Origin of the sequence: Pleurocapsa sp. PCC 7319 (genome assembly GCF_000332195.1) — a bacterium.
Classification (GTDB): domain Bacteria; phylum Cyanobacteriota; class Cyanobacteriia; order Cyanobacteriales; family Xenococcaceae; genus Waterburya.
In genome coordinates this window covers 3937215-3958596 of record NZ_KB235922.1, presented here as the reverse complement: position 1 = coordinate 3958596, position 21382 = coordinate 3937215, and the positions used below count along the sequence as shown (strand labels likewise).

The 21382-nt window shown below is 39.0% G+C and carries 20 protein-coding genes and 1 pseudogene; 11 read left to right on the top strand and 10 right to left on the bottom strand.

The window, feature by feature from the left end; translation table 11 throughout:
- Positions 1-13 precede the first annotated feature (13 nt).
- From apcB to PLEUR7319_RS0122055, 3 genes are all read right to left on the bottom strand, one after another.
- Entirely contained in the window at positions 14-499 is a 486-nt protein-coding gene (apcB, locus tag PLEUR7319_RS0122070; RefSeq protein WP_019507410.1) for an allophycocyanin subunit beta, read from the bottom strand.
- Between the two features lie 119 nt (positions 500-618).
- The gene (locus PLEUR7319_RS0122065) at positions 619-1104 is read right to left on the bottom strand and encodes an allophycocyanin subunit alpha (protein WP_019507409.1); all 486 of its coding nucleotides are present in this window, start codon (positions 1102-1104) and stop codon (positions 619-621) included.
- Positions 1105-1773: 669 nt separating this feature from the next.
- Positions 1774-4470 (bottom strand): phycobilisome rod-core linker polypeptide, encoded by a 2697-nt coding sequence (locus PLEUR7319_RS0122055; protein WP_019507407.1) that lies wholly within the window; start codon positions 4468-4470, stop codon positions 1774-1776.
- 512 nt (positions 4471-4982) lie between these two features.
- Here PLEUR7319_RS0122055 and PLEUR7319_RS0122050 point away from each other — a divergent pair.
- Positions 4983-6065 (top strand): class I fructose-bisphosphate aldolase, encoded by a 1083-nt coding sequence (locus tag PLEUR7319_RS0122050; RefSeq protein WP_019507406.1) that lies wholly within the window; start codon positions 4983-4985, stop codon positions 6063-6065.
- A gap of 211 nt (positions 6066-6276) precedes the next feature.
- Here the strand turns inward: PLEUR7319_RS0122050 and PLEUR7319_RS36370 are convergent.
- The 6 genes and pseudogenes from PLEUR7319_RS36370 to PLEUR7319_RS0122020 all read right to left on the bottom strand — a co-directional run bounded on the left by PLEUR7319_RS36370 (position 6277) and on the right by PLEUR7319_RS0122020 (position 10849).
- Positions 6277-6558, bottom strand: a pseudogene (locus PLEUR7319_RS36370) (type II toxin-antitoxin system YafQ family toxin).
- A 91-nt stretch (positions 6559-6649) separates the two neighbouring features.
- Positions 6650-6787: a hypothetical protein gene (locus PLEUR7319_RS42190; protein WP_019507404.1), complete on the bottom strand. Its 138-nt coding sequence runs from the start codon at positions 6785-6787 to the stop codon at positions 6650-6652.
- 417 nt (positions 6788-7204) lie between these two features.
- On the bottom strand, positions 7205-9910 hold the full coding sequence (locus PLEUR7319_RS0122035) for a DNA methyltransferase (protein ID WP_019507403.1): 2706 nt from the start codon (positions 9908-9910) through the stop codon (positions 7205-7207).
- Between the two features lie 105 nt (positions 9911-10015).
- Positions 10016-10207 (bottom strand): type II toxin-antitoxin system HicB family antitoxin, encoded by a 192-nt coding sequence (locus PLEUR7319_RS0122030; protein WP_019507402.1) that lies wholly within the window; start codon positions 10205-10207, stop codon positions 10016-10018.
- An 82-nt stretch (positions 10208-10289) separates the two neighbouring features.
- Positions 10290-10610: a type II toxin-antitoxin system PemK/MazF family toxin gene (locus PLEUR7319_RS0122025; protein ID WP_019507401.1), complete on the bottom strand. Its 321-nt coding sequence runs from the start codon at positions 10608-10610 to the stop codon at positions 10290-10292.
- Complete coding sequence (locus PLEUR7319_RS0122020) at positions 10604-10849, bottom strand: AbrB/MazE/SpoVT family DNA-binding domain-containing protein (protein WP_019507400.1); 246 nt, start codon at positions 10847-10849, stop codon at positions 10604-10606. The genes PLEUR7319_RS0122025 and PLEUR7319_RS0122020 overlap by 7 nt, the downstream gene beginning before the upstream one ends.
- 106 nt (positions 10850-10955) lie before the next feature.
- On the opposite strand from PLEUR7319_RS0122020, the gene PLEUR7319_RS0122015 reads away from it, so the two are divergent.
- The 10 genes from PLEUR7319_RS0122015 (at position 10956) to PLEUR7319_RS0121970 (ending at position 19909) form a co-directional block, all read left to right on the top strand.
- Positions 10956-12167, top strand: coding sequence for a class I SAM-dependent methyltransferase (locus PLEUR7319_RS0122015; protein WP_019507399.1), 1212 nt, complete (start codon positions 10956-10958; stop codon positions 12165-12167).
- 429 nt (positions 12168-12596) lie between these two features.
- Positions 12597-12965 carry a hypothetical protein gene (locus tag PLEUR7319_RS0122010; protein ID WP_026102697.1) on the top strand — a complete coding sequence of 123 codons (369 nt, stop codon included), beginning with the start codon at positions 12597-12599 and terminating at the stop codon, positions 12963-12965.
- Positions 12966-13030: 65 nt separating this feature from the next.
- Positions 13031-13771 (top strand): F0F1 ATP synthase subunit A, encoded by a 741-nt coding sequence (gene atpB / locus PLEUR7319_RS0122005; protein WP_019507397.1) that lies wholly within the window; start codon positions 13031-13033, stop codon positions 13769-13771.
- A 132-nt stretch (positions 13772-13903) separates the two neighbouring features.
- Positions 13904-14143, top strand: a complete 240-nt coding sequence (gene atpE / locus PLEUR7319_RS0122000; protein WP_019507396.1) for an ATP synthase F0 subunit C — start codon at positions 13904-13906, stop codon at positions 14141-14143.
- Between the two features lie 87 nt (positions 14144-14230).
- A complete protein-coding gene (locus PLEUR7319_RS0121995) occupies positions 14231-14662 on the top strand; it encodes a F0F1 ATP synthase subunit B' (protein ID WP_019507395.1) in 432 nt (143 codons plus the stop codon).
- A gap of 59 nt (positions 14663-14721) precedes the next feature.
- Positions 14722-15255, top strand: a complete 534-nt coding sequence (locus PLEUR7319_RS0121990; protein WP_019507394.1) for a F0F1 ATP synthase subunit B — start codon at positions 14722-14724, stop codon at positions 15253-15255.
- Between the two features lie 5 nt (positions 15256-15260).
- Complete coding sequence (gene atpH / locus PLEUR7319_RS0121985; RefSeq protein WP_019507393.1) at positions 15261-15812, top strand: ATP synthase F1 subunit delta; 552 nt, start codon at positions 15261-15263, stop codon at positions 15810-15812.
- Positions 15813-15895: 83 nt separating this feature from the next.
- On the top strand, positions 15896-17413 hold the full coding sequence (atpA, locus tag PLEUR7319_RS0121980; protein WP_019507392.1) for a F0F1 ATP synthase subunit alpha: 1518 nt from the start codon (positions 15896-15898) through the stop codon (positions 17411-17413).
- 91 nt (positions 17414-17504) lie between these two features.
- Positions 17505-18449: a F0F1 ATP synthase subunit gamma gene (locus tag PLEUR7319_RS0121975; RefSeq protein WP_019507391.1), complete on the top strand. Its 945-nt coding sequence runs from the start codon at positions 17505-17507 to the stop codon at positions 18447-18449.
- Between the two features lie 335 nt (positions 18450-18784).
- Positions 18785-19909, top strand: a complete 1125-nt coding sequence (locus PLEUR7319_RS0121970) for a serine hydrolase (protein WP_019507390.1) — start codon at positions 18785-18787, stop codon at positions 19907-19909.
- A gap of 1 nt (position 19910) precedes the next feature.
- On the opposite strand, the gene PLEUR7319_RS0121965 is transcribed toward PLEUR7319_RS0121970, so the two are convergent.
- Positions 19911-21380, bottom strand: coding sequence for a mechanosensitive ion channel family protein (locus tag PLEUR7319_RS0121965; RefSeq protein ID WP_019507389.1), 1470 nt, complete (start codon positions 21378-21380; stop codon positions 19911-19913).
- Between the last annotated feature and the right edge of the window lie 2 nt (positions 21381-21382).

The window sequence follows — 21382 nt, the reverse complement described above, 5'->3', positions numbered from 1 at the left end:
ATGCTAATAGATCTTAGCTTAAGCCAGAGCAGATATAGTCGAAATAAACACCCATTTCTTTACCAGCATCAGCACCAACTAAGCTAGCAGTTACTTCTTTCATAGCTTGAATAGCTTGAACTGTAGAAGAAACAGGAACTCCTAAAGAATTATAAGTTTCTTTCAAACCATTTAATACACGCTCATCTAGGATCGAAGGATCTCCAGCTAGCATTGCATAGGTAGAATAACGAAGATAGTAGTCTAAGTCACGGATACAAGCTGCATAGCGACGTGTAGTATACATGTTACCACCAGGACGAGTAACATCAGAATATAGCAAAGATTTTGCTACTGCTTCTTTAACGATGCTAGCCGCGTTAGCACTAATTACGCTTGCTGCACGTACTCTTAGTTGACCAGTTTGAAAATAGTTTTTAAGCTTGTCCATAGCAGCACCATCGAGGTATCTACCTTGAACATCAGCTGAATTAATTACAGAGGTAATTGCGTCTTGCATAGTTTTGTTTCCTTATCTTACCTAGTCTTAAATGTTTAACACTGATAAGTTAGTGTATTTTTGAAAAAGTTTGTTACTGGTATATCAGCAGTTAAGTATAGATAGCTAGATGCTAAATACTACTGCATGGCTCCGATAACATAGTCGAAGTAGGAAGCTGCTTCGGTAGTGTCATCAGCAGACATCATGGAAGTAGCCACGTTTTTCATTTCACGGATGCTTTGAGCAACAGCACCTACATCAGTACCTAGAGACTTATACATCTCTTTCGCACCAACTAAACCAATTTCTTCAATTGGAGTTACATCACCTGCTACTACACCATAGGTGATTAGGCGTAGGTAGTAGTCCATGTCACGCAGACAAGTTGCAGTCATTTCTTCGCCGTAAGCGTTACCGCCAGGAGAAACAACATCAGGACGCTTTTGGAACAATTGATCGCCAGCTTGTTTAACGATGCGCTCGCGGGACTCAGTTAGAGTTTGAGCGATACGTAGACGGCTTTCACCAGTTGTTACAAAGGATTTAATTCTTTCTAATTCTCCAGGACTCAAGTAACGAGCCTCTGCATCTGCATTCACGATGGATTTCGTGACAATACTCATCGATGGATTCCTCCCAATACAATGAAATCAAATAAAGTAATGAGCTATCTTTAGAATCGATAGTGTTGTTCAAACAAGATCTCCAGCTCCCTTGTCCGAAGGCATAACTTCATCGCCGAAGCGATTTACCTAAGTTACTAGAGACGAGGTCATTCAACTAAACTAGGTTCTAAAACTTAAAATCTATGTTTGGCTGGTGCTGGATCAATCCCTCTGGATAATAGATTACTCTGTTTTGCTACCCAGTTTTCAACTTTTAGCTACAAATTAGTATCGCAGCTAGCCCAAACTAATGTGCAAAAAGTAGCTACTGCCTTAACAAACTTTTACATAAAGCTAATACTTGATATTAAATATTGCTCTACGTCAACTTTTGCTTTTAAAATGCCTCAGAGTCAATAATTTTAGTTGTCTCTTGGGGCTGACTTTTTTATTGGAGTGATAATCCAACTTAACTATCATCTGATACTTTGTTGCCGTTGATTGCTTTCCCTTAACAGAATTTAATGTTCAATCCCGCAATATTGTTGAGATTTGACAATCAAAACTAAGTATTCAATATCAAAGATAGTTCCCCCAGTTTTCTAATACTTATAAGCTAGATTAATCTGGGAAAAAATCAAAGATATTGATTACTTAAATAATTCTGACTAAACAGGGTATATCTTTCTATACGTTTAACTTGGTTGGCTCAAAACTGGGGACAACAATATCGTCGTTTTGTTTGGTCAATTGATTATAGAGCTTCTCTGTGTTGGGGAAATTAGCCGCTGGTAGAGTGGGGAAACGTCGGTAAGGAACTGTGTCTTCACCAAACACTTGTACATACTCCATGCTATTTACCATAGCTCCGATAAATGCCCGAATTCCTTGAGAAGCTAAAATTTGATTGTATTTCTGAATTTCCCTTTGATTTAATGGCGCACGACCCAAGAAGTGTTTGGTTCCCAACTCGATCGCCTTAGTATTGGGATAGGGAGTATAGAATTCTTTGATGTATAAGTCGGAACAACCTAACCCTTCAATAAATTCTTTGACGTTGATTTCGTTATTACCGAGGCGACTTTCGAGAACCGCAAACTGGGTTTGTACTACATAAGGATCGATATCGCGCTCAAATATCTGACGATACGCAGCCTTGATTGCGTTTTTCACCCCAACTTTGTCAAAGGTGTCAGTGAGCTTGAATACTTTACTTTGTTGACGCTGTACAGTAACCCCCTGTAAGATTTTTTGTTGAACTTCGGGAGTAGTACGGAAAGTACTCACTTGACCTAGTTCTACAAAACGAGGAGTTTCGTCTTTATCAACTTTGGCACCAATACCATCTTCAATTGCGCCAGGACGTGCTTTACGTAGCTGCAAACCAGCAGGGGTTAGATAACGTTCATAAGGAACAGTATCCTCACCAAACGCCGCGGAATACTCTTCTGAGTCAATAATGGCATCAACTAAAGCATAAAAACCTTTCTTAGAACAAAGATCAAAGTATTTATTGATTTCTTGACGACCATAGGTAGGACGACCCAACAAACGACGGTGAATATATTCCACCGCTTTAACCACGTATAAAGATGTCCAATATAAGTTACGGAATGTATCGGATTTTGCCAAGATTTTGATAAACTCACGTATTGTGATGTCACCATTCTCTAGCTTGATTTCTGCTACTTTAAGTTCTTGACCCTGATATACATCACGACCAAATACTTGGCGATAGCAAGCACGAATCACTGCTTGAGTTGAGTTTTCCGAGAATTTAACGCCACTACCATTGCTAGAACCTGGCAACTCGTTATTTAGCCGGAATACTTTTGCTCCGAGAGAACCAGGGAACTCTCCCCTGGCAGCAGGATTACTATTTTGATTCTTGATTCCTGCTCCGCGATGAATCAATAGACGTTTCGTATCTTTATTAAATGGTGCAGGACTACTGCTAGGATTACGAGTTTCTTTAGGGAAAATCGCCCCAAACTGAATTTCTAGAGGATCGTTACCCGAACCATATACGTGCTGGTCTGGTAGAGGACGATCATAGCGAGCAAAGGTAGTTACAAATTGGGGAACTTTACGGAAAGGCGCACTGTAATTCAACAGTTCTTGCTGCATTCCCCAATTGCGACATTCTTGAGCTTCTTGACCTAAGCCTCTAAGATAAGGAACTGTCTCTTCCCCAAAGTAGTCTGCATACTCTTGAGAATCAACTAAAGCATCGACTAATCCAGCTAATCCTTTTTCAGAAACAACCGAGAAATAAGCTTGAACTTCTTCTCGAGAAGAAGGACCACGTCCAAGAATGTGGCGGAAAGCTAATTCTAGAGCACGGCTATTAATAAAGGGCTCAAAAAACTGTTTCCGATATAAAGGAGATTTACATAAACGACGAACAAACTCTTTCATGGAAATATCGCCATTTTTTACCTGAGATTCCAGATAAGAAACAGACTGACCATAGGCGCGAGTAATATCTCGTTCAAAGATTTGTCTATATGCTGCTTTAATTACAGATTGCTTTTCAAGAGTAGACAAACCAGGCTTCATGACAAACTTCTGGCGGTTCTCTGCAGCATTAAAGTAACTTTGAGGCAACTGTAAACCCTGAATATCGGAAGAAGTGCCCTGACGCAATTTATTAGCAGGGGTAGATGCTTTAAACTCAGAGATAGCTACATCAAAATATTGAGTAACAATTTCTGCTGCTGACTGATCTTTACGAAAATAGTCTCTAGAAGCTGCTCGCATCTCTTGTAATGCCACAATTGTTGCTGCACTAGAGCAAGCTTTCTCAATGATTTCGCGCAACCCTCTAATATTAACTACCAGAATGTTGGGATCTCCTGCGACAATTGCATAGCTTATATAGCGCAAAAACCAGGACATATCTCGCAAGGACTTCTGCATATTCGCCGGTCCATATTGAGAAACGTTGATTGGTCTAAATCCTGCGGGAGCAGGACCAGACCCCCCTGCAAACAAGCTTCTAAATGCTCCAAATAGGTTGCCACTACTGCTATTGTCATCTTCTTTTTGCTCTACAACTAGCTCACTAGGCACACCAGTATTTCCGCTAGAGGTAGCCATCGCCATCTCTTCTACTGCTGGTGGTTTTTCCAAATAGGACATAGGAGAACCACCAGTAAAAATACGATTTGCCGCTCGTGAGACGATAATGTCCGCGTTGTTAGTTATGGTTTGAGCAATATTTAAACGTTGAAAACCAGATTTATAATATGCTGTTAATTCCTTAAGTTCGCCTCCTTCCAAGAAGCGGTCTTGCTGCTCCGCCTGCAAGATTGTAGATACCGCTACTGTTTGATAGAGTTGAGGACGGGCTAATGAACTGCCACCACTTGCCGTTACACTCATGTTTACTTTATTTATGTTTTTTACTTATAGTTCAGCTTTTAGCGTAAAACGTTTCGCGCTTTCTCAGGGAATTTATTAAGAAGTATGTATTAATATCATGACTTAGGTTAAGGTGATTTCTTTTTGTAAATTAATAGCTCTAAGAAATAATTAGTAATGTTTTCAAGACTTTAGAACCCTATGAATGACCTTTGTCAATCTTGCTTGTAATACAATATAATTATTAACTTTTAATAAGCCAGGTGATTAATTATTTTTATTATTTGTTCATGATCCCTGGCGATAAGCCTCTAACCATTAACTAGTAATGCATCGATTTTTACTAGTAAGGTATTCGTTTTATAACAGTCTTGCTGATAAGTAGTATGTTTAAACTTTTATAATCAAGAATCAGTATTTACTTGCTGGAATAGTCTAAATCAGCTAAAGGCAAACTATTTTAGAAAAAGTAACAAAAACTATCAGCAAAGGTAACAATAAACTGTAGGTAAAAAAATACTTTAGATCGGGCTATGACTACGACCTTTTCCCCTGCCAGTTCCCTTGAATCTCTACTAGGTAATGAAGCCGAAAGCTTATTAACCTATCAAGCAAAGATCTCAAAAGATATGCTGCACTTACCCGGAGCAGATTTTATTGAGCGTATTTTTGTGAATAGCGATCGCAATTCTCAGGTGTTGCGTAGTTTGCGACAGCTATATTCCACAGGAAGACTAGCTAATACTGGTTATCTTTCTATTTTACCTGTAGATCAGGGGATAGAACATTCAGGAGCAGCTTCTTTTGCACCTAATCCCATTTATTTTGACCCCGAAAACATCATTAAATTAGCTTTAGAAGGTGGTTGTAATGCTGTCGCGACAACATTGGGGGTGTTGGGCATGGTATCCCGCAAATATGCCCACCGCATTCCCTTTATTGTCAAGCTGAACCATAACGAATTACTAACTTATCCCAACCCCTCAGATCAAATCATGTTTGGTAACGTTGAACAAGCATGGAATTTAGGAGCGGTAGCTGTAGGTGCTACTATTTATTTTGGCTCAGAAGAGTCATCCCGCCAAATCCAAGAGGTTAGTGAAGCTTTTGCTCATGCTCACGAGTTAGGCATGGCAACTATTCTCTGGTGTTATCTGCGCAATGACGTTTTTAAACAAGATAAAGACTATCATTTAGCAGCGGATCTTACAGGACAAGCTAATCATCTTGGGGTAACTATCGAAGCTGATATTATCAAACAAAAACTACCAGAATGCAACGGTGGTTATAGAGCAGTTGCTCAGGCAACAGGTCAAAAATATGGTCGGACTGACGATCGTGTTTATAGTGAATTAACCAGTGATCATCCCATCGATCTAACTCGATATCAGGTACTCAATTGTTATGCAGGGCGTAGCGGTTTAATTAATTCTGGTGGCTCTTCTGGAGATAATGATTTTGCTGATGCGGTGCGTACGGCGGTAATCAACAAAAGGGCTGGCGGTTGTGGTTTAATTTCTGGTAGAAAAACTTTTCAGCGTCCGATGGAAGAAGGTGTTAAGTTATTTCATGCCATACAGGATGTTTATTTATCAAAAGATGTAACAATTGCTTAGTTTTGAGTTCGGAATTCGGAATTCGGAGTTCGGAGTTGTTTAGCGAAATAATGATAATTTGAACATTTAAAAAGCTATTAGTTTGAAAGTTCATAGCTTATTTGAGTTATCGTTTGTAAGCAATCAGTAGAGATTTTGGGGCGAAAGTTATTCGCCCTGAAACAAGCCATCGCTTTATACTCAATTTTTTTAGAGTTTTTGCTCCGTTGGTCTAATAAACTTCGTCATGAGAGCCTAAATTAAGCAACAAAATCGCAGTTTCTTCAGTTTTAGACTTTTTGATAAACTCAAACAAAATTCGATATTAATAATCAATCGAACAAGACCAAACATCTGCTAAATTTCCCGTTAACTTGTGAGTGCGAAGATTAGGGTGATAACAATCATTTTCAAGTTGCTTGAGAGTTTTGGCGATCGCAATACGTAGTTGGGGATTCTTACGGACTAAACGCTTAAAAGAGCGTAAAGATTTAGGAGTCCAAGCGATCTTCATTCTCGATCCAACTCTGCTAAAAAATCTTCGACAGAACCAAATTTAACTTGTTCTTCTCTATATTCTTGTCTTACATCTTCAATTTCCTGTTTTAGTTGCTCGCGTTTTTTTGCCTTAAGCGATTTTGGATGATTTCTATGAGAATAGTTTGATCTTCTATAGACAAGGCTTCTACTGTAGCGATCGCTTGTTGAAATACAGAATGAATCTGTATTGCTTTAAATTTCATAAATATCTAGAAGTTTTATATCTAATTACATTTTAGGTTTAATGTGAATTAAATTTGTTATTTTTGAGCAAAAATTAGCTAATCAGGCAGATATCTAAACTTAGCTTTAGTTACGGCAGGGGTTTGGGGAGGTCGTAACGTCCCCAATGGGGGGTCTGGGGGGTTAATCCCCCAGTAAACAAATTATGATTTTCAAGAATGAATTGACAATCAAACAGATTATAAATTAAGTATTTTTAATTCACATCAAGCATATTTTATCGATCTTAATCTATCTAATTTACAGCCGTTTTCAGTTGAATAGACTCTGTTGTAAATTAACTATTTCGTAGCTTTTAGCTATCAGCTATCAGCTATTAGCTAAAAGCCGTTTTAATATTTGATTGTTGTAGTCTACTTATTTGAAAAGCGCAGTAACTATTGCTCAGGAGATTCAGCGCCAATAACTTTTTCTCCTTGCTTTTCTTTCTCTGCTAATTCAAAATTTAAAGCTAAAAGTTTGACTAAAATGTCATCATTTGCTTTAAAATTATAAGCTTGCAAAACTAATTTATCTAGTTGCTGATGTAGCTGATAAAGTTTACTGGCTGGTTCATTAAAGTATTCATTATAAAGTTGCGTAATCCCCCATTGTTTTTGTTCCATTTGTTGCGTTCTATATTCGTGAAGTTCAACAGCTTTATCGCGGATCTGTTGCACTGTTTTTTGACTCGGCGTTTGCGGAAAAGGAAAAGTTTCAAAGCAAGTTGTATTTGTATATCTTGTGTCACCTTTCAAAGTAGAACTTTGTGCTTGTACCCACAGGCGATGAATCTTTGAATTTAAAATACCTAAAATATAGTAGTCATCTGAAGCAACTACAACATTCAAATCACCTGGTAGCCAATTAAAAGGCGCAGGAATAAATACAGCCCACTTAGAAACTCTTGGTAATGTAAAGTAATAGGATAAAGGTGCGATCACTTCTCTCATTTTTAAAGCATTTACCCCATGTTTCCACCAATTTAACCTTCTAAGTTTGCTACGATTTTTATCTCGCTCAGGTTTTACATAAGTTTTTATATGTTCAAAAGGCAATTGATAATCGCTAGCATCCTCTAATGACATATTGGCAAAATCTATAATCCATCTGTCGGGTTTTCCATTGATATTTTGAGCTAAATTATGACCCATAGAAAATAGTTTCAAAACCTGCTCGTTTTTACTATCTTCTGCAATCCATTCTTCAACTTGCTTTTTGCTAATAATAAAATCTTTGCCGACTGGACTTACACCCTGGAAGCATTTATTGTAATTAGCCCGTAAAGTTTTTGCACCAGAAACGTCAATATGAGGCTGTAGAGAGGAATTAATCAAACTAACTGGCTTATCATCTAAAAAATACTGCTGTGGTTTTTCCAAACTCCAATTAACAATACTGACGTGAACTTTTGCTTCACCCGACCAAGGTTGAGTAGAAATTGCTTCATGAATATGTCCACCGTTATCAGTCACGTAATCTAAAGTTGCTTTACGGCTTTTACCCTGACTAATAGAATTAGTGCCAACCAAACCAACCCTACCTATTTCCCTAATGTTATCTTGTGCTAAGCGAAACCAATAGCTACAAAAATCGACTGAATCTTTAACATCAGGAAAATGTTTAAATACCTTTTCTACATATTCATCGCCCAAATTTAACCTCATGTGTTTACCACCTAAAAAAGGAGGATTGCCAATAATTGCGTCAGCTTTTTGCCAGGGAGTGAAGAGGGCATCTTTGCAGACGATGTTGTTATCTAAAGTGTCGAGGGGTAATTCTTTTTCAGTTAAATTTAACTTGTCGATCGCGACTTTTTTAGCAATAGTTAAAGTTACTTTTGCCAACTCTACTGCAAAAGGATTTATATCCATGCCGTAAAATTGCAACGGGGTAACTAAACCCATCTGTACTTGTTGTTTACCAGCTTCGGATCTACGACGAGAAGCTATTTTATCGAGTAGTAACTTTTCAATTTCTTTTAACTCCTGATACGCCAGATATAAGAAATTTCCCGAACCACAGGCAGGATCGAGGACGCGATAGTTTTGCAGTTCTAGCTGTAAAGAATTTAATTCGGCAATGGTATTAGCAGCCTCAATTTTGTCATCCCAGTAATTACTAATCGTCGGTTTAACGATTTTCATAATGTCCGCTTCGGAAGTGAAGTGCATCCCGTAAGCATGACGTTCTTCTTGATTTGCCGTGCCCTCAAAAATATTACCGAAAATTGCAGGGCGAACCTGTTGCCAATTTTCCCGCGCTGCTGCATCGAGATAGTTTAATTCTTCCTTAGTTAATTCAATGGGATTTATTGTGGCAAACAAACCACCATTAAAATAATCTACACCTTTGTATCTACCTGCTGGAGTAATTCCAGGTCGATTCATTTGCTCAAACAGTCCACCCAATACATCATAGGAACTTTGACCTTGCAAACAATCTTGAATACAGCTAATAAACATATTGGCTGGTAATAATCCGCGATCTTCAGCGAACATAGCCAAGACACATTGTAATACCAATCTTTGGGCTGCAAGAATACTAAAACCTTCTTTTTCGCCTCTTTGTTTAAGAATTTCACATAGTTCGCCCATTTTACGGGCAGTTTCTTTAGTAACCTCTACCTGATTGTTTTGGAAAATGGGGTTTTTCTCCTCTACCCCCATAAAGCCAAATGCCGAATATCTTTCAGGTAATTGCTGTAGAGTAACTACATCTACAGGTTCATCTACTTGATTGTTGAAATCGTAGATCCAAAACTGATCGAAATTACACAGCATTACGTAGCGCGGACGATTAGGAACTATTCTCGTCCAGTAATTAAAAGCCTGTCGGTAATGTTTGCCTAAATCTTCCCCCTGCTTCTTCATCTCAATCAAGACACGGGGTTTCCAAACTAAATCCGCAAAACCTGTTTTACCTTTCTTGCTGCCCTTTTTGATGGCAACTTCATATTCTGCACCAGCCTGTAATGCCCCCTGATGTCCAAAAGCCTGAAAAAATTTATCTAAAAATACCTGCGCTTGACTTCGTTCTTTGCCTGAAATGTATTGCAAGCGGAAGTTGACAAATTCGTTGAGACTTTGGGGAGTAGCTACCATATATCTAGTCGGCTAACTGATATAAATAGCGTTCCCGTTTTCCCAAATTAACTTATACGAAAAATTACGTGATTTGTATCACTATGTTTAATTGTTAAGCAAAATTTACAAAGATAAATAGCGAGAATCAGCATCTTGAGTGATTTCTTCGACTGTTTCTAAGTAAGTTGCGATCGCATCTTTGATATTATCCAAAGCTTCTGCTTCAGTTTGTCCTTGTGACCAACATCCAGGCAAACCAGGACACCACACAGCATATCCCTCTTCGCTTTTTTTAAGTTTTACTTTGTAACGCATCTAGTTCAAATCCTCATTGTTCAACTTTATTCATCATAAATCTGGAAATTAGGCAAGGGGATTTAATTTGCCGTAGACACGATCAATAGGTAAACATTTCTTGTAAAACAGACATTACTGCTTTTATCTCTTTAACTGATAATGTTCCTAATTTTGTTATCAAACGTTTCTTATCAATAGTTCTAATTTGATCGAGCATTACTTGTCCCTGCTTGCCCTTGAAATTTATTGCCACTCGACTTTTATAGTCTCTTCGTCTAGTAGTCATTGGTGCAATAACTATCGTGCGAATATACTTATTCATTTCATCAGGAGAAACGATTATACAGGGACGAGTTTTTTTTACTTCCGAACCGATTGTAGGGTCTAAATTAACTAGATAGACTTCTCCCCTGTTTACCATTCCCACTCCTGGTCATATTCTGTGGGAATAACATCATCGATTAATAATTTATCATCTCCATTAGCCGCCATCTCTTGAAAAGATTCTAACCATCCTTCTCTTACCTTATGAGGACTCAATACCAAACTACCATCTTTAATTTCCATCTCAATTGAATCTGTGAACCCACATTGTTCCATAATTGTCTTAGGAATTCTGATTCCTTGAGAGTTACCAATTTTGATAATGTCTATTTTCATTTTATAGTAAGTAATTACATTGTATTTACCTTGAGTTTAACATTATAAAAAACTGAGCTATTCACCCTCTTTATTTTTTTGTTTCGATCCTTCATCCTTTAAAAATATGTCCGATTCACAAGCAATTAATCAGGCTGTTGCCAACCTGTACAATACTTATCCTTTTCCTCCAGATCCTCTTTCGGATCTCGAACCTCCTGGATACAATTGGCGATGGAGTTGGACAGCAGCTTATAGTTTCTGTACGGGAATGAAACCCCCTACCCAAGATATTCGCATTTTAGATGCGGGTTGTGGCACAGGTTCAGGTACTGACTATCTTATTCATCAAAACCCTCAAGCCGAAGTGATTGCGATCGATCTCAGTGAAAAGGCTTTAGAAGTTGCGGAGGAACGTTGTAATCGTTCGGGAGTAATTGCCAAACACGCAAAACCCGTTCAGTTTTTCAACCTCAAGCTGGAAGAAGCGACGCAATTGGAAGGAGAGTTTGATTTTATTAACTGTGTGGGAGTGTTGCATCATTTGCCTGAACCGGAGAAGGGCATCCAGGCATTAGCCAAAAAATTGAAGCCAGGAGGCATTCTGCATATTTTTGTTTATGCCGAATTAGGACGTTGGGAAATTAGTCTGATGCAAAAAGCGATCGCCCTCCTTCAAGGAGAAAAACGAGGGGACTATCGGGATGGGGTGAAAGTTGGTCGGGAAATTTTTGCTAATCTTCCTGAAAATAATCGAATTCTTAAACAAGAAAAAGAAAGATGGGCATTAGAAAATCATCGCGATGAAGCTTTTGCCGATATGTATGTTCATCCCCAGGAAATCGATTACAATGTGTCAACTTTGTTTGGCTTAATTGATGCTTCAGGGTTAGATTTTGTTGGTTTTTCTAATCCTCAATATTGGCAGTTAGACCGTCTGGTGGGTGAGTCTTCCGAGTTAATGTCCAGAGCGAAAAACTTAAGCGATCGCGAATTATATCGCTTAATTGAACTACTCGATCCCAACTTGACACACTACGAATTTTTTCTAGCTAAACCACCACTGAATAAAGAAGATTGGTCTGATGATCATGTTTTAGGTCAGGCAATTCCCGAATGCTATCCCTGTATGCAGGGTTTTCCTAGTCAAAACTTCCTCAATTTTGAATATCAGATGGTAAATTTGTCTGATGATGAATATGAATTCATGCTGGCTTGCGCCAAAAATGAAGCACAAAGGTTGAGTGTTAAGGAGATACTAGCTTCTTGTCAGTTAGATTTAGCAGGAGTAAGAACTCTTCTTGAGCGACAGTTAATCATCTTAAGTCCCCAAGAGTAAATGAACTTTTTGATCTTAGATAATTGCGATCGCTTTGACTGTATTGGGAACCCATTTCAGCTCTAAAAGTTTACTGGGAATTTAATTAAATTGTTCATTTAGAAATTTTTAATAATTGGTAACAATACCGTGATATGATCGCTGAGGACTGGGAATTAGAAGCATTGCTACCTGGTTCGTAGCGTTGCCAAGTAATGCCTTAGTAGACAGCTCGCTTTACGGGGTTAAATATTTGTCTGATAAGACAAGTATAATTACTTGAAAATTACTGCTTTATGCAGGAAAAAATCTAGTTTCAGTAACCAAAATCAAAGAATGGGTCAGCAGTCGAGTAGCGTAACTTTGTCTAATCAATCTCCAGAACCATCACTAGCACAAGATGAGCATTTTACTCCCCATGATTCTAATTCTTTAGAGAACCATGACCCAATGGCGGAATATTATCAGCTACAACAAATGTTGTTGTTGACTACTCTGGCATTAATGGGAATAATTTTTGTTCCTGTGTGGTATTTTGGCTCGCTGAACACTGCTCTTAACTATTTATTAGGTGCCAGTGTGGGACTAGTGTATCTGAGAATGTTAGCGAAGGAGGTTGAACGCCTAGGTCAACCAGAACAACGTCTCGGTGCTAAGGGGTTAGGACTTTTTGTCATTCTCATAATTGTCGCTAGTAAATGGCAACAATTGCACATTCTTCCTATCTTTCTTGGATTTCTGACTTATAAGCCAGCAATCATTATCTATACTGTGCAGTCAATCATTTGGTCGCCAGAAAAAATAGACAATGACGCTTAAAGTAAGCAATTTTTAATGAAACTACAAGAATGATTTTTATTTAATGTTTTGCTCAATCTAGGCATATGGAAATTCTAGGTGCTTTGACTTTTCTAAATATTTTCACCCTGGCAGAATTAGAAGTTGGAGAACATTTTCTCTGGAAAATTGGCAACTTCACAGTTCATGGACAGGTTTTTCTCAATTCCTGGATAGTAATAGGTCTGTTAGTAATAGCTTCTTTGGCTGCAACTCAGAATATCCAGAGGATTCCTAGTGGCATCCAGAATTTTATGGAGTTTGCCCTAGAATTTATTCGGGATTTGGCGAGGAACCAGCTAGGGGAAAAAGAATATCGTCCCTGGGTGCCTTTTATTGGCACTTTGTTTTTATTCATTTTTGTGTCAAATTGGTCTGGCGCGTTAGTGCCATGGAAACTGATCGAGTTACCCTCTGGCGAGCTAGCAGCCCCCACTAATGACATCAATACAACGGTGGCTTTAGCGTTGCTCACTTCCTTAGCGTATTTTTACGCTGGGTTGAAAAAGAAAGGATTAGGATACTTCAAACATTACATTGAACCAACTCCTATTCTGCTTCCGATCGCAATTTTAGAAGATTTCACCAAACCTCTTTCTCTAAGTTTCCGTCTTTTTGGTAATATCTTGGCTGACGAATTAGTAGTTGCCGTATTGGTTCTTCTAGTTCCATTGCTAATACCTTTACCAGTGATGGCACTGGGTTTATTTACCAGTGCAATTCAAGCCTTAGTATTTGCTACCCTAGCGGGAGCATACATTCATGAGGCATTGGCAGATCACGATTAAGAGGTTCGTTTAGAAGTTAGTTAATTTGCTTCTAAATTGATTCAATCTAAATGTTGAAGTGGATTTTTTTTTATCGCTTCACACCACTTTTTAAAGTTCTTTGTTCAGTAAATTTAAGTAGGTAAAATTATCATGGATATTCAAGCTGCTTCCGTTATCGCTGCTTCTCTTGCTATTGGTTTAGCTGCTATTGGCCCTGGAATTGGTCAAGGTAATGCTTCTGGTCAAGCAGTAGCAGGTATTGCTCGTCAGCCTGAAGCTGAAGGAAAAATTCGCGGTACTCTACTATTAACTTTGGCATTTATGGAATCTTTGACCATCTACGGTCTAGTAGTTGCTTTAGTACTATTATTTGCTAATCCCTTTGCCTAAACTTTTCTAGGATTTGTAGAGATACTAATTGATATTAATTTGGTATCTCTACAAATTTGATTGTTCAATCCAATTTGCCCTATAAAAATGTTTGATTTTGATGCGACTTTGCCTCTAATGGCAGTGCAGTTTTTAATCTTAACAGCACTGTTAAACGCAGTATTTTATAAGCCATTAACTAAGGTGCTGGATGAACGAGACGATTATGTTCGTGGTGGTGCTACCGGTTCTCGAGAGAAATTAGCTGAAGCTGAAAGCATAGTCAAGGAGTATGAGAAACAGATTGCCCAGGCGCGTCGTGAATCTCAAAATCTGGTACAAACAGCCCAAGCAGAAGCCAAAGAAATTACTGCGCAGAAAATAGCAGCAGCCCAACAGGAAGTTCAGTCTCAAAGAGAAGAAGCAGCTCAGGAAATAGAGCAGCAAAAAGCAGCAGCTTTGACTACTTTAGAGCAGCAAGTAGATTCTCTGTCTCGTCAAATCTTAGAAAAAATACTCGACCCAGAATTAGTCAATTAAATTAGAACTGATTAATAGCGGGATTAAATTTAAAAAATAACTGAATTCAAGATCTGGGTATGATAGAGACTTTATTATTTCTAGCAGAAGCACACTCAGAGGTTGAAGGTGGTTTTGGTTTAAACTTAGATATTTTAGACACTAACCTAATCAACCTCACCCTTTTGGTGGGGATACTGTTTTATTACGGTAAACCCCTTCTCGGTAATATTTTGGCAGAAAGACGTGCCAAAATTGTTGAGCAAATTGAAGCAGTAGAGCAGAAGCAAAAGCAGGCTGAAATTACTCTAGCAGAAGAAAAGAAAAAACTAGAGGAAGCTCAAAAAACAGCCGTTAAAATTCGTCAGGATGCCGAAGTTAATGCTCAAAAAGCCAGAGAAACTATCTTGGCTCAAGGAGAAAAAGAGGTAGAACGCCTCAAAGAAATGGCTGGTAAAGACCTCAGCTCCGAACAAGAAAAAGCGATCGCCCAGTTGAGAGAGCGTGTTGTCGCTTTGGCATTAGAGAAAGCGCGTTCTAGTATGGGAAATATGCTCAACGACGATGCCCAACGCAAGCTAATCGACAACAGCATCGCTAAATTAGGAGGTTAATAATTATGAGTGGAACTCTAGTCAGTAGTGAAATTGGCGAACCCTATGCTCAGGCATTAATGTCTTTAGCACAGCAAAATAACTTAACCGAACAGTTTGGCGAAACCTTTCGTTCTTTGAGTTCTCTTTTATCAGAGTCGGCAGAATTTAAAGATTTTGTGCTTAATCCTGTGATTAAAGGAGAAGACAAAAAAGCAGTGTTGAAGCAAGTAATGGGTAACGACGCAAACCCTTACTTAGTAAACTTTATGATGCTATTAGTCGATAAAAGACGCATTGTTTTTCTGGAGTCTATTGTCGAGCAGTATCTCAACTTGCTACGCAAACTCAACCAAACTGTTCTAGCCGAAGTGACTTCAGCGACAGAACTAAATGAAGAACAAAGAAATAACTTGGTTGAGAAAGTGAAAGCATTCACTGATGCTCGTGATGTAGAGCTTAAAACTAGTATTGACCCTGATTTGATTGGAGGAGTCATAATTAAGGTTGGTTCAAAAGTAATTGATGCCAGTCTTCGTGGACAACTTCGTCGCATTAGTATCAGTCTAAATCAATAAGACATAAACTGACGCAGTAGCTAAATGATTGCGTCTTATCAGCAAAAATAATCTAAAACTAATTCTTACAGACAATAAAAGCTATGGTTAGCATCAGACCAGACGAAATTAGCAGCATTATTCGCCAGCAGATCGAATCTTACGAACAAGATGTTCAAGTATCCAATGTAGGAACTGTTCTCCAGGTAGGGGATGGCATCGCTCGGATCTATGGACTAGAACAGGCAATGGCTGGGGAACTTCTAGAATTTGAAGACGGTACAGTAGGTATTGCCCTCAACCTAGAAGAAGATAACGTCGGTGCCGTACTTATGGGTACAGGCTTCGGTATTCAAGAAGGTAGTACAGTTAAAGCTACTAGTAAAATTGCTTCAATTCCTGTAGGAGAAGCTTTGATCGGTAGAGTTGTTGATTCATTGGCTGAACCTATAGATGGTAAAGGTGATATCAATACCAGCGAAACCCGTTTGATTGAATCCATGGCACCTGGGATTATTGAACGTAAGTCAGTTTGTGAACCACTGCAAACTGGTATTACCGCTATTGATGCGATGATTCCCGTAGGTCGTGGTCAGCGAGAGTTAATCATTGGCGATCGCCAAACAGGAAAAACTGCTGTAGCAGTAGACACTATCATTAACCAACAGGGTGAAGACGTAGTCTGTGTTTACGTTGCTGTGGGACAAAAAGCCTCTACAGTAGCCCAGGTAGTCGGCACCTTAGAATCTAAAGGCGCGATGGACTACACAGTTGTAGTGGCTGCTAACGCCAATGATCCGGCAACTCTTCAGTATCTTGCTCCTTATACTGGCGCAGCGATCGCTGAATACTTCATGTATAAAGGTAAGGCAACTTTGATTATTTATGATGACTTGTCCAAGCAAGCTCAAGCATATCGTCAAATGTCCTTGTTACTTCGTCGTCCACCAGGTCGTGAAGCATATCCTGGAGACGTATTCTATCTTCATTCCCGTCTGTTAGAGCGTGCAGCAAAATTAAGTGATGAATTAGGTGGTGGTAGTATGACAGCGCTACCCATTATCGAAACTCAAGCTGGTGACGTATCTGCCTATATTCCTACCAACGTAATTTCGATTACTGATGGTCAAATTTTCTTATCTTCTGACCTCTTTAACGCTGGTTTCCGTCCAGCAATCAACGCCGGGGTTTCGGTATCCCGTGTAGGTTCTGCGGCTCAAACTAAAGCGATGAAACAGGTAGCAGGTAAACTCAAACTGGAATTAGCTCAGTTTGCTGAACTAGAAGCTTTTGCTCAGTTCGCTTCTGACTTAGACGCAGCGACTCAAAACCAATTAGCACGAGGTCAACGTTTACGCCAAATCCTCAAACAGCCTCAAAATTCTCCCCTATCCGTAGCGGAGCAAGTAGCAGGGGTATATGCTGGTTTAAATGGCTATTTGGATGAAGTTCCTGTAGAAAAAGCGAGTGAATTCGCCCAAGGATTACGTGATTATATAGGTACTAGCAAGCCAAAATACACAGAAATCATCGCTTCTGAGAAAAAATTAACCGATGAAGCCGAAAATCTTCTGAAAGAAGCGATTAACGAATTTAAACAATCCTTCATGGCAGCAGCCTAAAAAAAGGGATGAGGGATAAGGGATGAGGGATAAGAAAACCTTCCCTCTTCAGCCCTCATCTTTCATAATTCATCATTCATCCTTTATAGACATGGCTAATTTAAAAGCGATTCGCGATCGCATCGCGTCGGTAAAAAATACTAAAAAAATCACTGAAGCAATGCGCTTGGTAGCAGCAGCCAAGGTTCGCCGCGCCCAAGAGCAAGTTAACGCAACCCGTCCTTTCGCCGATAACTTGGCGCAGGTTCTCTACAACGTTCAAGGCAAACTTAAGTTTGAAGATGTTGATTTGCCTTTGTTTAGACAACGAGAAGTTAAAAAAGTTGCTCTGTTAGTCGTTAGTGGCGATCGCGGTTTGTGCGGTGGTTATAACACTAATGTAATTCGTCGAGCGGAAATTAGAGCCAAAGAATTAGAAGCACAGGGTGTCAAGTATACTTTTGTTCTAATCGGACGCAAAGCAACTCAATATTTCCAAAGACGTGAAGCTCCAATTGACAAAACTTTTGTTGGTTTAGAGCAAATTCCCACTGCATCCGAAGCATCAGATATTGGTGATGAACTATTATCTCTTTTCTTGTCGGAAGAAGTAGACAAAGTAGAACTTATTTATACTAAGTTTGTTTCTTTAATTGCTTCCAAACCAGTTATTCAGACTTTACTGCCCTTAACTACCCAAGGCTTGGAAGTTCAAGACGATGAAATCTTCCGTCTAACTACTAAAGGAGGAGACTTCGGTGTAGAAAGAGAGACCGTTACTACAGAAGTATCCGAATTTCCCCAAGATACAATCTTTGAACAAGATCCCGTACAAATCTTGGATGCCTTATTACCTCTATATCTCAATAACCAGATTTTACGTTCACTTCAAGAAGCAGCAGCTAGCGAGCTGGCAGCCAGAATGACGGCAATGAATAATGCCAGTGAAAACGCTTCAGATTTGATGGGTACTCTAACTTTGTCTTATAACAAAGCCAGACAAGCAGCGATTACTCAAGAACTTTCTGAAGTAGTTGCAGGCGCGAATGCTCTGTAATTTTCAAGCTATAAGCTATAAGCCTTTTTTTCAAGAACATATTAATACTTTACTTTAACGTCTAGTGACCCTAGGCGTTTTTTATTGAGATTATACCGTTTAAAATTTAAAAGACAACAGATCGCTTTTGTAGGGGCGCATGGCAATGCGCCCTTACGATCAATGTGTAGTCAAAGCTATTCAATTTGGTATTAAGTGTGTCTATTTTGTGTTTCAATAGAAGACAAAAACAAAGGAAATTTAGCTCTTTTTTTTTAATTTCCACAGGGTCTAGAAAATCAATAAAGTGTTTGAATTGTGGCGATCGCTATTTTTATTTTTTTGCTCAGTAATTGATGTCAAGTATTTATTCTCGGAGGTATATACTACGCCAAGGGAAACAAGCCCTCTTGGGATTTTCTGTTGCCAATGTTTTAAATGGAATCAAGCAAAGTATAGCCTTCGGTGATAACACTCTCAACCACCACTCAATAGAAGCTGTTATTCATAATTTGACAGAGCAAATTCCTTTATGGATGAAGCAGTTTAAAATCCCTGGACTTTCTTTAGCCGTAATTCAAGAGAAAAAAGCATTTTGGCATCATAGCTTTGGAGTTAGAAATTACTATAGCCAAAAACCTGTTGATGATCGGACTATTTTTGCTGCCGCTTCCTTAAGTAAGCCTCTTTTTGCTTATGCTGTGATCAAAATGGTGGAAAGAGGATACTTAAACTTAGATACCCCCCTAACAGAATATACTGCTAAACCTTATATCAAAGACGATAGATTAAAGTTAATTACTGCTCGTCGAGTTTTATCCCATACTACGGGTTTTCCCAATTGGAGTGGTGATGAACCAGTTTGGATTGAAAATACTCCTGGAAAGAAATTTGGCTATTCGGGGGAGGGTTACTTATACTTGCAAAAAGTTATTGAGGAAATTACTAATCAACCTTTCGAGCAATACATATTCGACCAGCTATTAGCTCCCCTGAGCATGAATCAGAGTAGTTATGTTTGGCAACCCGCCTATCAATACCTAGCTACAGATGGACACGATCGCGACTTAATACCTCGCTCCATGAAAAAACCTACTGAGGCTTTATCAGCAGGAAGTTTGCGTACTACTGCTCAAGAATACGCCCAATTTATGATCGCGATGATGCAGTCGGGGACAGTTGATAGTCACTTACTAACTGAATCAAGTGTTCAGGAAATGTTACGCTCCCAAATACAACTTAATTATCATCTTGATTGGGGTTTAGGTTGGGGATTAGAATACTCCAATAATCAAAAATATTTTTGGCATTGGGGTGATGCTGGTATCTATAAATCATTTGCGATCGCTTCTCGTGAATTGGATACGGGGGTGGTAATTCTAACCAATAGTGAAAATGGTTTGAAAATTTGCCCTCCAATTGTCTCTGCTGTTATGTCAGGCGATCGTTTTGCTTTTGATTTTGAGATGATGGAATACTGAGTTAAATTGTGCCCTGTTCAATAGTCTTTTGAGCCAAATTGATCGCTTGACGACGAGTCTCAATTACTGCGCCAATTTCTTGGGCTAGTCTGGGAATTTGATGCAGAATAAGTTGTACGGCTTCGATTTTTAGCACTAGTACTGTCAAGTCTTCCATTGCTGATATCAAAAGGGAACTAGATAAATCGGACTGAGTTAGTAATGCCATCTCACCAAAAAACTCCCCTTTAGAAAGGGTGGCAATTTCTATTTCTTGACCAAAATTATTCGTTACAGATAATTGTGCTTGACCAGTAATAATTAAATAAAGACCCGTGTGCTTGGTTCCTCTGGCGATCGCTGGCTCTCCAATACCAAAATGCTTAATGACAGCATCTTGAGCCAGTTGTTCTAAAGCTTCTTGATCGATACTGGCAAAAGTAGAGAAACCACGCAGATAATCAACAAATTGAGCTAATTTTGACTCTGGATTAGATTTAGAAACAGGTTGATGATAAAGAGTACGAATTGGAAAGGGAATAGTCAAATTATATCGATTGGCAGCGTACCAGATACGAGTGATAAACTCATCTCTTATTTGCGGAATTTGATCGTAGTCAGCCAAAAATAGTTTGACTCGGTAATTAATCGAAAAATCACTATATTCCATAGTTCTAACTATAGGTTTGGGGTCGTCCAATACTCCTTCAGTAGCTAAAGCCGTTTCTATCAATACTTGTTTAACCTTATTAGGAGGATCTTTATAAGAAAAACCAATATCTATAGGTTCAGAGCGCAGCTTGCGCGGGGAACGATAATTACGGAATATTTCCTTGCCCAAAATCCCGTTAGGAATCACCAAAATTTCTAGGTCATAAGTCAGCAGGTGTACCGAACGCCAGTTAATCTCAATTACCTTCCCTTTAACTCCATTAATTTCTAACCAATCTCCTAAACTAAAAGGACGTTCAAACAGCAAAGCAATACCCGAAAACAAGTTACCTAAAGTATCTTGGAGAGCCAAACCCAAAACTAGAGAACCAACTCCTAAGGCAGCAATTAGTCCTCCTAAATCAGCTTTCCAGACTACGGAGAGAACTAAAGCCGTCCCCACTGCGATCAGAAAAAAGCGAATTAAATCGCGGAATAGTTTGGGCGTATTAGCTTGCCAAGTCCCCACTTTTACTTCTCCAAATAGTAGGGCGTTAGCTAAAGAGAGAACCGCGTGAATGGCACAGACACCGACCCCAGTTTCTATAATCTGAAGTAAGGGGCGATCGCTAGGAAAGGCTAAGACTTTAGTAAAGAGAATAAACAGAGCCAAACTAGGTAAAACTAGATTGCGAACAATTTGCAAAGTAGCTGCTAAAGAGCGATTGCGCTTTTGCAACCAGATACCAATCTCTCCAATAACTACGATCAGTAGCGGAAAGACGATAATTAGGATTAATCCCCAAATAAAAGATGCTTCTTGCCAAAAAGATTCTGCCATAA